This window comes from Martinezella lusitana (assembly GCF_010668395.1).
Taxonomy (GTDB): domain Bacteria; phylum Pseudomonadota; class Alphaproteobacteria; order Rhizobiales; family Rhizobiaceae; genus Rhizobium; species Rhizobium lusitanum_A.
On record NZ_WUEY01000049.1, the window covers coordinates 1 to 11,648 of the forward strand.

At 58.0% G+C, this 11,648-nt stretch carries 9 protein-coding genes and 3 pseudogenes; 11 read left to right on the plus strand and 1 reads right to left on the minus strand.

Going from position 1 to position 11,648, the window contains the following annotated elements; translation table 11 throughout:
* The first annotated feature begins 470 nt into the window (after nt 1–470).
* The 11 genes and pseudogenes from GR212_RS36225 to GR212_RS36275 all read left to right on the plus strand — a co-directional run.
* On the plus strand, nt 471–1,181 hold the full coding sequence (locus GR212_RS36225) for a GntR family transcriptional regulator (RefSeq protein WP_163994915.1): 711 nt from the start codon (nt 471–473) through the stop codon (nt 1,179–1,181).
* A complete protein-coding gene (locus GR212_RS36230) occupies nt 1,178–2,089 on the plus strand; it encodes a dihydrodipicolinate synthase family protein (RefSeq protein ID WP_163994898.1) in 912 nt (303 codons plus the stop codon). The genes GR212_RS36225 and GR212_RS36230 overlap by 4 nt, the downstream gene beginning before the upstream one ends.
* Nucleotides 2,082–3,599, plus strand: a complete 1,518-nt coding sequence (locus tag GR212_RS36235) for an aldehyde dehydrogenase (protein WP_163994900.1) — start codon at nt 2,082–2,084, stop codon at nt 3,597–3,599. Before GR212_RS36230 ends, GR212_RS36235 begins: the two co-directional genes overlap by 8 nt.
* Nucleotides 3,596–4,942, plus strand: coding sequence for an NAD(P)/FAD-dependent oxidoreductase (locus GR212_RS36240; protein ID WP_163994902.1), 1,347 nt, complete (start codon nt 3,596–3,598; stop codon nt 4,940–4,942). The genes GR212_RS36235 and GR212_RS36240 overlap by 4 nt, the downstream gene beginning before the upstream one ends.
* 78 nt (nt 4,943–5,020) lie before the next feature.
* Nucleotides 5,021–5,872, plus strand: a complete 852-nt coding sequence (locus GR212_RS36245; protein WP_163994905.1) for a glycine betaine ABC transporter substrate-binding protein — start codon at nt 5,021–5,023, stop codon at nt 5,870–5,872.
* An 87-nt stretch (nt 5,873–5,959) separates the two neighbouring features.
* Nucleotides 5,960–7,051 (plus strand): quaternary amine ABC transporter ATP-binding protein, encoded by a 1,092-nt coding sequence (locus tag GR212_RS36250; protein WP_163994907.1) that lies wholly within the window; start codon nt 5,960–5,962, stop codon nt 7,049–7,051.
* A gap of 14 nt (nt 7,052–7,065) precedes the next feature.
* Nucleotides 7,066–7,916 (plus strand): annotated as a pseudogene (locus GR212_RS36255) (ABC transporter permease).
* Complete coding sequence (locus GR212_RS36260; RefSeq protein ID WP_163994909.1) at nt 7,913–8,770, plus strand: ABC transporter permease; 858 nt, start codon at nt 7,913–7,915, stop codon at nt 8,768–8,770. The pseudogene GR212_RS36255 and the gene GR212_RS36260 overlap by 4 nt, the downstream one beginning before the upstream one ends.
* Before the next feature lie 17 nt (nt 8,771–8,787).
* Nucleotides 8,788–9,786 carry a 4-hydroxyproline epimerase gene (locus tag GR212_RS36265; protein ID WP_163994911.1) on the plus strand — a complete coding sequence of 333 codons (999 nt, stop codon included), beginning with the start codon at nt 8,788–8,790 and terminating at the stop codon, nt 9,784–9,786.
* A gap of 26 nt (nt 9,787–9,812) precedes the next feature.
* Complete coding sequence (locus tag GR212_RS36270) at nt 9,813–10,799, plus strand: GlxA family transcriptional regulator (protein WP_163994913.1); 987 nt, start codon at nt 9,813–9,815, stop codon at nt 10,797–10,799.
* A gap of 115 nt (nt 10,800–10,914) precedes the next feature.
* A pseudogene (locus GR212_RS36275) lies at nt 10,915–11,178 on the plus strand (helix-turn-helix domain-containing protein); the annotation flags it as partial.
* A 334-nt stretch (nt 11,179–11,512) separates the two neighbouring features.
* On the opposite strand, the pseudogene GR212_RS36280 reads toward GR212_RS36275, so the two are convergent.
* Nucleotides 11,513–11,648: pseudogene (locus GR212_RS36280) on the minus strand (S-(hydroxymethyl)glutathione dehydrogenase); the annotation flags it as partial.

Genomic DNA, 11,648 nt, shown 5'->3' on the forward strand with positions numbered 1-11,648 from the left:
ATGAGCCATGACGGATGCACATGCGACAAAGTTCGGTCGCAGCCAGCATCCGACGTCCGGCGGTCGATATCGGTGGGTATGAGTTCAAAGGCTCGGCCAAGGACTTTTCATGCGGAGACCTCCCCGTGAAACTCTGCGCATCCTTTTGGTTGGATGCGCAATGACGTCTCAACTCGATATGTTCACCGGAAATCCACAGGCGCCACGCCGGTCGTAAGCTCCGAGTGCCCGTCTTCAAAGGACCAAAGCGGCGCCGGACCACCACGGACCATAACCTTCCGACGCGACCAAGCTCGATTTCTCTTCGATTGAGGCGATAACAATCGGTCGATAATTGTATTTCTACAAAACATCTATTGTGTACGCATGATATACAATCCAATTGACTCCTCGATCAGCTTGTGCGACCTTTCCCTCATTGGCAGGGACCGATGGCTCAAGTCCTGCAAAATCTCGAGGAGGACATCGCGATGAAGGGCGGGAAAAACAGTCTTTATGACGATCTCAAACGTCAAATTCTAACAATGGAGTTCGATCCCGATCAGGATTTGGACGAAGCCTCTCTTAGCGAGCAATATGGTCTCTCACGTACGCCCGTCCGCGAAATCTTCCGCCGCCTCGAAGGCGAGGGCTATATCGACATCCGGGCAAACCGCGGCGCGCGCGTCAGCCCAATGAACCATCAGACCCTCAGACACTTCTTCCTGGTGGCACCGATGATCTACGCTGCGATCGGCAGGCTTGCGGTTCAAAACTTCAAACCGAAGCAACTCGTCGATCTCAAGGAAACACAGGATCGATTTCGATCCGCAAGCACGTCCGGCGACGCTCTCGCCATGGTGCTCGAGAACAATCGCTTCCATGAAATTATTGGCGAAATGTCGTTCAACGCCTATCTGCAACCGAGCCTGGGTCGCTTGCTGATCGACCATGCGCGGATTGGCCACACCTTTTTCCGACCTAAGAATGACGACATGCGCGAGCGGCTTGAACTTGCCGTGGAGCACCACGACGGCTTCATCGAAGCGATAGCACGGCACGACGAAGACACAGTCGTAGATCTGGTTTTCGAGCATTGGGAACTATCGCGCGAGAACATGGAAATGTTCATCGCGCCGCAGGGAATGAAGGCGGACGCGCTCGTCGAAGTGCCCCTCGCATCCATGGAGAAATCGTCTTGAATTTCGAAGGCATTTACACGCCGGCGATCACGCCGCTTGGGCAGGACGGCCAAATTGATAAAGCCGGGTTTGCCGCAGTCCTGGAATGCCTCGTCGAGGCCCGGATACACGGCATCATCATCGGTGGCTCGACGGGCGAATACTATGCCCAATCCATGCAGGAGCGGCTCGACCTTGCCGCTTATGCCAGGCAGATCATCGGAAACCGCTTGCCCCTGATCATCGGCACGGGCGCCACACGGACTGAAGAATCGGTTGTCTATGCCGCCGCGGCGAAAGAAATCGGAGCGGATGCGATCCTCGTGACATCGCCACCCTACGCATTGCCGACCGAGAAGGAAAATGCCGTTCACGCGCTGACGATCGATCGGGCTGCCGATCTGCCGATCATGCTCTACAACTACCCTGCCCGCATGGGCGTGATGATGGGAGACGAATACTTCTCCCGCGTCGGCAAGTCCAGGAACGTGAAGGCGATCAAGGAAAGCTCCGGCGAGATGGCAAACCTCCATCTCCTGGCCAGGAAGTATCCTCACATCGCAGTCTCGTGCGGTTGGGATGACCAGGCACTCGAATTCTTTGCCTGGGGTGCGAAAAGCTGGGTCTGCGCGGGTTCCAATTTCCTCCCGCGCGAACACGTCGCCCTTTATGAGGCTTGCGTGATCGAGAAAAACTTCGACAAAGGCCGCGCGATTATGACGGCGATGCTGCCGCTCATGGATTTTCTCGAAACCGGAAAGTTCGTGCAATCCATCAAGTATGGCTGCGAGATCGCCGGCCTTAAGGCGGGCCCGGTGCGCGCGCCGCTGCGCGGATTGAACTCGGAAGAAAAGCGAACCCTCCAGACTGTCGTCGCCACCTTGAAGCGCACGGTCGCCCAGATTACGTCGGGAGCCAATCATGCATGAACCCTTGACCGCAGCCGAGTACAAGGCGATCGCCTCGAGCCTGCAGTTTCCCGCGAACGCCTTTATAGACGGATCTTTCCGTCCATCCAATTCGGGCAAGACATTCAAGACGGCGAACCCGGCCACCGGCGAGACGCTAGCCGAGATTGCAGCTTGTGACGCGCGCGATGTCGACTTTGCAGTCTCGAAAGCGCGAGATGCATTTGAGGACGGCCGCTGGCGTCTGCAATCGCCCAGCGACCGGAAAGCCACGCTCGTCAAGTTCGCCAGGCTGCTTGAAGAGCATCGCCACGAACTTGCCGTCATGGAAAGCCTCGATAGCGGCAAGCCCATACGCGAGTGCCAGACGGTGGATGTTCCAGAGACGATACATACTATCCACTGGCATGCCGAACTGATCGACAAGCTTTACGACAATACCGCGCCAGTCGGCTCCAATGCGCTGACCATGGTCGTGCGCGAACCTATCGGCGTTGTCGGCTGCGTGCTGCCCTGGAACTTTCCGCTCCTGATGCTTGCCTGGAAGATCGGTCCGGCACTCGCCGCCGGATGTTCCGTGATCGTCAAGCCCGCGCAGGAAACGACGCTGACTACGCTGCGTGTGGCCGAACTCGCCCATGAGGCCGGCATTCCAGCGGGTGTTTTCAATGTCGTCACCGGCGGCGGCAAGGAGGTCGGAGAACCCATCGGACTGCATATGGGCATCGACATGGTAGCCTTTACGGGATCGACGCCGACCGGACGGCGCTTCCTGCGTTACGCTGCGGATTCCAACCTCAAGAAGATCGTTCTGGAGTGCGGCGGCAAGAACCCGGCCGTAGTCCTGGAAGACGCGGAGGATTTGGACCTCGTCGCCGAGCAGGTCGTGAACGGCGCGTTCTGGAATATGGGCGAGAATTGCTCAGCGACTTCGCGTCTCATCGTACAGTCCACGATCAAGGACGAATTGCTCAACCGCATCGGCGCCTACATGCGTGAATGGAAGACCGGCGATCCGCTCGACCCTGAAAACCGCATTGGCGCCCTCGTCAGCAAGAACCATTTTGAGAAGGTTTCGTCGTTTCTCGACGACGTAAAGACCGAAGACCTTTCGGTGGCCTATGGTGGCAAGTCGCACAAGGGCATCTATATCGAACCGACGGTCATCAACGGGGTTACCCCGTCGAGCCGGTTGTTCAAGGAGGAGATTTTCGGGCCGATCCTGTCCGTGACGGCGTTTGAAACCCTTTCCGAGGCTATTACGCTTGCCAACGACACCAACTATGGCCTGACCGCATCGATCTATACCGGCAGCCTGAGGAAGGCGATCCGGCTCTCGCGCGAAATCCGGGCAGGTGTCGTGACCGTCAACTGCTTCGGTGAGGGCGACGTGACAACGCCTTTCGGCGGCTATAAGGAGTCCGGCTTCGGCGGGCGTGACAAATCAATCTTCGCGCATGATAATTATTGCGAACTGAAGACGATCTGGATCGACGTATCGGATCGCTCGGTCGACGAGACGATCCAATGATCGCAAAGTCCGTCAGGCGTTTGCCGGCAGAAAACGGCATCTCTGGCTGGGAAGCGATCAGTCGCCGGTCGTTCCCGGCCCGCTGCCTCGAAGGCAACGTGACGGCGGACTGGCTGATCATCGGCGCTGGCTTTGCCGGCCTCTCGGCGGCGCGCCGGCTCCTCCAGCTGCGGCCCGGCGACAAAATCGTCGTGCTCGATGCAAGCGAGGTCGGCAAAGGGACGTCAGGCCGGAATTCCGGCTTCATGATCGACGTTCCACATAACCTTTCGTCGAGCGAATATTCAAGGGGCAACCTGGATGCCACTCGTTTGGAAATGGCCCGAAATCGGGCTGCAATCGCCTTTGCAATTGACGCCGCGGACGAATATGGCATGTCGGCCGAGACGTTTGACCCGGCTGGCAAGATCAACGCCGCCGCGACTGCGCGCGGCATGAAACTGAACGTCAGCTTCGGCCAATCCTTGAGAAACGCGGGCGAGAAACACACGTTTTTCGACGCCGCCGAAATGCGTGAGATGACCGGCTCCGATTACTACCTCGGCGGCCTCTATACGCCGGGCGCGGTGCTGATCCAGCCGGCCGACTACATTCGCGAACTTGCGGCAGCGCTTTCGCGCAGGATCGACATCTTCGAACGCTCGCCCGTTACGGCCCTGACGCGCGACAATGGGACATGGGTCGCCACTTCCGCTCGCGGCAAGGTCACGGCTCCGAAAGTCATTCTCGGAGTGAACGGCCATATCGACGATTTCGGCCATTTCGGTGGCCGCCTGATGCACATCTTTGCTTACGCCTCGATGACCGCGCCCTTCGCCGCCGACAACTTCGGCCGGAACGTTACCGGCCGGGACAGGTGGGCGCTCCTTCCCGCCGATGCCATGGGGGCAACGGTGCGAAAGATCACATCGGGCGGCAAGTCACGTATCGTCATTCGCACCAAGTACACCTACGAAACGACGATCACTGTGTCGGATCGCCGGATGATCAAGATGGCAGAGGAGCACAGAAGCTCCCTCGATGCGCGGTTTCCCGGACTCAAGGACATCCCCTTTCAATATAGTTGGGCCGGACGCCTCTGCCTGAGTCGGAACCATGTGCCCGCTTTCGGCGAGATCGATGAAGGGGTTTATTCAGCGTGCTGCGAAAACGGGCTCGGCACCGTCAAGAGTACATTGGCGGGCATGATGGCCGCCGAACTGGCAACGGGAACAGGCTCCCGGAACCTCGAACAATTCATGGATCAGGCCGCGCCGTCCCGGTTGCCACCAGAACCGTTCGCATGGCTCGGCATTAATTCGGTGATCCGCTGGCAGGAATTGCGTGCAGGCCGCGAGGGATGATCCGTCGCCGCGCAATCTGAAGACTGAGCAACCTCAGATCTTCAACAAGAATGGGAACGAAAACTAGGAGTAAATAGAATGAAGGCTTTTTGGACGGCGCTTTGCGCAGCGGCCATGTTCGGGTTGAGCTTCATGTCTGCTCAGGCAGAAGAAAAGACAATCACGATTGGAACCATGTCCTGGGAGGATCTCACTCCAATCACGGGAATTACCAAGAAGGTACTTGAGGATTCCGGCTACACCGTGAAGGTCTTGCCGTTCTCCGAGTGGGGCATCGCCTACGCCGCCCTTACCAAGGGGGACGTTCAAATCCTCGCTTCTCAGATAGACTATGCCGCTCATGACTATTGGGACAAGAACAAAAGCCGTCTGGAGAAGATTTCACCGGTTTCCCACGGCCTTTATCAGGCAATTGCAGTTCCCAATTACGTGACGATCGATTCCCTCGACCAACTGAATGACAATGCCGACAAGTTCGGCGGCAAGATCGTCGGGATCGAGGCCGGTTCCGGCCTGATGCGCGACGCCGCCAATGCGGTCAAGCAGTACGATCTGAAGCTGCAGCTTATCGAAGGCAGCACCGCGGCCATGACTGCTGCTCTGAAGTCGGCGATCGACCGCAAGGAATGGGTCGCGGTTGCGATCTGGGAACCGTCCTGGATGATGCAGAAATACCCGGTCAAGTTCCTGAAGGATCCGAAAGCCGTGTTCCCGCCGCCGCAGGGATACTACTGGATCGGCAAGAAGGGGTTCTCCGCCGACAATCCGCATGCTCGTGAAGTCATTGCCAGCGTCTATGTGCCTCTTGCCGACATCACGGCGATCAACGCCGAAGTCAAGGACGGCAAGACGATGGATCAGGCCGTCAAGGATTGGACCGATGCCCACGCCGAACTCCTGAAGCGCTGGGAAAGCATTAAAGGCGAATGATGAAAGCCGCGGGTCGCCGTTCGATGCGACCCGCATCCCTCTAACAAAGGAAACAGACCGGCGTCAGATCGGCATAAGGGGAACGCGATGAATACCGCAGGGAATAATACCGCTGAGATCTTGGTCGACTGTCAGAATATCTGGAAAATATTTGGCGCTCGTGCTCCGGCCGCAGTCAAAGCAGTATCCGAGCGCGGCCTCTCCAAGAAAGAGGTGCTTCAGGAGTTCAACTGCGTCGTCGGTGTCTGCGATGCCAATCTCCAGGTCCGCCGCGGTGAGATCTTCTGCATCATGGGCCTCTCGGGCAGCGGCAAATCAACCCTGGTCCGCCTTCTCAATCGCCTGATCGAACCAAGTCTTGGCAGGATTGCGATCAAGGGCAGGGAAATTGCCAGGCTGAACGCCGCCGAACTGCGCGACATGCGCGCACGCAATATCGGCATGGTGTTCCAGAGCGTGGCGCTTCTGCCCAATCGCACTGTTCTTGAGAACGCCGGGTTCGGACTGGAGGTCCGTGGCGTCTCGAAAGTCGAGCGCGACAAGACGGCCCGCGCCGCGCTCGACAAGGTCGGCCTTTCCGACTGGACCTCGCGATATCCTTCGGAATTGTCCGGCGGGATGCAGCAGCGCGTCGGACTGGCGCGCGCACTGGCAGCCGATCCCGAAATCATTCTGATGGACGAGCCGTTCAGCGCGCTTGACCCCCTCATCCGTCGTCAGTTGCAGGACGAGTTTCGGCAGTTGACGAAGTCGCTGGGCAAGTCTGCGGTGTTCATCACTCACGATCTCGAGGAGGCCATCCGCATCGGCGACCGGATCGCCATCATGAAGGACGGCGTCATCGTTCAGGTCGGAACGGCAGAAGAGATCGTGACTCGTCCGGCCGACGATTATGTCGCCGAGTTCGTGGCGGGTATATCGAGAGTTCATCTCGTCAAGGCGCATTCGGTGATGCAGACGGTCGCGGAATATAGGTCGCTGCAGCCGCAATACGACGTAAACACGCTCCCGAAGACCACTCCCGAGGCGGATATCGGCGAGCTCATCAATCTTACGATGAACACTGAGCGCGATGCCCTGGCAGTGGTGGAGAATGGTTCCATCGTCGGCGTCGTTACCACCCGCAGCATGCTTTGGGCTGTCGCCGGCTCCCCGGCGCAGCAGCATATGACGGCCTGAGAGGACGGACGAAAATGGACATCTCGGTCATTGCGGATACATTCGATGCCTGGACCGACAATGTGCTGGGCTGGATCAGCGACAACGGCGACTGGCTGTTCGATCCTTTGCGGACTGCACTGGAAGGAACCTACAACGGCGCGTTCTCTGGCTCCTTCAACTGCCGCCATTTTATGTCACCGCAATCATCGGCGCGCTGCTCGGATGGCGGCTGATCAACGCCGTGTCCGGCTTTCTCGCCGGATTGGCGCTCCTTTTCTGCGCAGTTATGGGACTTTGGAACGAAACCATGAGTACACTCGCACTTGTGGCCACCGCGACGATCTTCGCCCTGACGGTCGGCATCCCTGTCGGAATTATCGCGGGATTTGTGCAATGGTTTGATCGGCTCCTAGAGCCGATCCTCGATCTCATACAGACGCTGCCACCTTATATCTACCTCCTTCCCGCAATAGCGCTTCTCGGCTTCGGCCCGGCGACCGCGCTCATTGCGACGTTCATCGTGGCGATGCCTCCGGCGATCCGTTTGACCGCGCTGGGCATTCGCATGACTCCACCCGCATTCATTGAACTGGGCCAGGCGAGCGGCCTGACGCCATGGCAGATGTTTATGAAAATTCGGCTGCCCTTTGCAATTCCGAGCGTCATGGTCGGTATTAATCAAAGCCTGATGATGGCGTTCGGCATGGTGGTGATCGCAGGCATCGTCGGTTCCGGGGGCCTTGGCGAGACAATCTACAGCGCGGTACGCACGCTCGATATGGCCACCTCGATCAATGCAGCAATTGCCATCGTCATATTGACGATGGTGCTCGACAGATTGACGCAGAATGCGGCCCACCGCGCAAAGAGGGAGACAAGATGAACCCCGATCTCTTTCGGTTGTCGCCGGGCATGTATTTTGCCCCTGTCGTCGACTGGCTGAACACCAATTTCCATCCGTTCTTCGAAGGCGTTACCAAGCTGATCGAGACAGTACTCGGGTTCCTGGAATCCGCCCTGCTCTACCCACCTGCCTATGTGGTCATCTTCGCCGCAGTCCTTCTCGTCGCCCTGCTTGTCAACGTGAAAAGCGCGGTGGTAACTGCCCTCGCACTCGCCTTCTGCTTCCTGGCAGGTCTCTGGCCTGCCTCCATGCAGACGCTTGCGCTGGTCACGGTATCGGTCACAGTTTCGGTCCTGATTGCCTTTCCGATCGGCGTTCTCGCATCGCGTTACAAGCGCCTCGAAATTGCCATAAGGCCGCTTCTGGACATCATGCAAACGGTGCCGCCGTGGGTTTATCTCATCCCGGCCGTCATGATCTTCAGCCTGGGCAGCGTTCCGGCAATCATTGCAACGATCATCTACGGCGTGCCGCCGATGCTCCGTCTTACGACGCTGGCTTTCAATCAGGTGCCGAAAGATCTTCTCGAACTGGGCCAGGCTACCGGCGCACCGCCGCGCTGGATCCTGCTCAAGATCGAAGTACCGTCTGCAATGCCGACTCTGCTCGTAGGCTTGAACCAGTGCATTCTTCTTTCGCTGGCCATGGTCGTCCTTGCCGGGCTCGTCGGAGCCGGTGGCCTGGGAGCTGAGGTGACGCGCGGTCTAACCCGAATGGAAATGGGCCTCGGACTGAGAGCCGGGCTTGCCATCGTCGCCATCGCGATCCTGCTCGACAGGTTGTCAAAGGGCGCACTGCAGCGAAGCACCCGTTCACCGGCAAAGAGCGCCTAAGCGGAAAGACAGCTTAAATGCGACACAGTTTCTTCTGCATCGATTCCCACACCTGCGGCAATCCGGTGCGGCTCGTCGCCGGCGGCGGGCCGTTGCTTCCGCATCTTCCAATCGCTGAGCGTCGTGAAATTTTCATCAGCGACTACGATTGGATCCGACGGGCGCTCATGTTCGAGCCGCGTGGACATGATATTATGTCGGGCGCGCTGATCTATCCTGCCTATCGCGAGGACTGTGACTTTGCTGTGATATTCATCGAAGTCAGCGGATGCCTGCCCATGTGCGGAGCCGGGACCATCGGCCTGGTGACGGCGGCGGTCGAGGAAGGTCTCGTCAGGCCGCGCATTCCCGGCAAGCTGTCAATCGAAACACCGGCCGGCAAGGTGGATGTCGAATACGACAAGCCCGGCGAATTCGTAAATGCCGTCCGTATGTTCAACGTCGCCAGCTATCTTCATGCGGCGGATGTCGAGGTCGATGTGCCGGGACAGGGCGCCCTGACGATAGACGTCGCCTATGGCGGGAATTTTTACGCTGTCGTCGAACCGCAGAAGCACTGGCCTGGGCTGGACGGTATGTCAAACGATGACGTCGCCGACATCAGCAGGAGATTGCGGGATACACTTGGTCCGATTTGCAATCCGGTTCATCCGGAGGACGAAAGAATCCGGGGCGTACACCATGTGATATGGTGCGATGCGCCAACAAGCAACAATGCCGATGGTCGCGGCGCGGTGTTTTATGGCGACAAGGCGATAGATCGATCCCCCGGCGGCACCGGCACCTCGGCGCGCCTGGCGCAACTGCATGGCAAGGGTCGGTTGAAAGTTGGTGAAACCTTCCGACAGGAGAGCTTGATCGGCACGATATTCGAGGGACGCGTGGAGGCCGAAGCGACCATCCGGCACTTCGAGGGCATTAAACCCAGCGTCGGTGGCTGGGCGCGGATCATCGGCCATAACACGATCTTCGTCGACGACCGCGACCCCTTGGCTTATGGTTTCCAGATGAAGTAAAGGGGCCTCGTCAGCGAGGGTGGTCAATGAAGTCCGTCAAAGATGAATCGAAATACGGCGCTCTGAAAGTCGGATTTATCCTCGCGCGATCCTTTACGCTTTCCGCATTTGCGTTGTTTGTCGATACGTTGAGACTGGCAAGCGACGAGGCCGACAAGTCCGGTCGAGTGCTGGCCGATTGGCACGTACTGGGCAGCACCAGGCATCTCATTACCTCTAGCTGTGGCGTTCAGGTCGCGCCGACATCGGACTTTATCGACCCGCGCGAGTTCCACTATATCGTCGTGGTGGGCGGGCTTTTGAAGCCCGATATCACAATCGACAATCAAACCTCCGAGTATATCAGGAAGGCGGCAGGCCAGAAAATCCCGCTGATCGGAATTTGCACAGGTACGTTCATTCTAGCGCGCCTGGGCCTGATGAAAACACACCAGACTTGTGTCAGCTGGCTTCACTACCAGGTGTACCGGGAGCAGTTTCCCGACAACCCCGTTCGCTCCGACCGTCTGTTCAATCTCGATCGGAGCCGCGGATCATGCGCCGGAGGAAGCAGCGCGGCCGATATGGCGGCCTTCCTCGTCAGGCGTCACATCAGTATAGATGCCGAGCGAAACGCGCTGGAAGTGCTGCAAATCGAGCGGGCGCGATCCGGGCTGGACATACAGCCGCGCAAGCCGCTTGCCATTCAATGTCAAGATTCGCGCCTGAAGGCCGTGCTCATCACCATGGAGAGCCACATCGAAAATGTGGTGCCGACGGAAGATCTTGCAGCCTCCGTCGGCCTGTCTCGACGACAGCTTGAGCGTCTGTTCATGGAAGAGATGAAAGCGTCTCCCGGAGCGATCTACACGCGCATCCGCATGGAACGCGCTAAGCATCTGGTTCTGCAGACGCAGGCGCCCCTCATCGAAATTGCCATTGAAGTTGGTTTCGGCAGCGCTTCCCATTTTGCGAGGCTCTTCCGAAGGGTGTTTGGGCAATCGCCCACGGAATTGCGTCGCGCGCATGCCTGAGTGCTCTGCATATCTAACGCGACACCTTCTGCGATTCTCAAGGTTAGATTCTACTTCCGGGCGCAAAATGCCCATGATTGCAGCCGCTTCCCCACGGAAATTTTGACATTTTCCGATTCTATCAGCAACTGCCGATCGTCGTCGCCTTCAGCACCCAGTCGAGCGCAAGGTCCTGATCAATGAAATAGCTCGCCTGCTCGGACGTCACCGCTCGACCATCTATCGTGAGATTCGGCGTAATACCCTTCGCGACCACGAGCTTCCTGAATATAGCCGCTATTTCTCAACGGTTGCCGATAACATTGCCAAGGAACGCCGGCGGTGGTTGCGCAAGCTCAGACGCTATCCGCAACTGTGGCGTAAGGTCATTGAGAAGTTGGGCCCTTATTAGTCACTCGAACAGATGCGGCTGTCTGTTGTACTGCTCTGATTTCGTCCTTGGGTGCATGGTGAGGGACGATGCCGAAGCCGGGTCGTGGCAGGAAGTTGCGTTGCCGTCATCGCCTATGTGAAGATCACAGTTGCCGAGGATGGGGCGAATAAAACGACTGCGGGCGCATTTGGCAGCTCGCGAGTTATGACTATATCCCAGTGCCTGAAGGCTGTTCATGTTTAAGCCGCTGATCGCGAGACCGGCGTCTTTGCTGAACGCTGGTTGCGCGCTTATTCATCACTTGGATTGCCAACAAGCTTCCAGCTACGGTTGCTCGATGTCAGTACAGCACCACGCTTCTGATGCTTTCGCCTGAGTGCATGAGCTCGAAGCCCTTGTTGATGTCCTCGAGCGGCATGGTGTGGGTGATCATCGGATCGATGATGATCTTGCCCTCCATGTACCAGTCGACGATC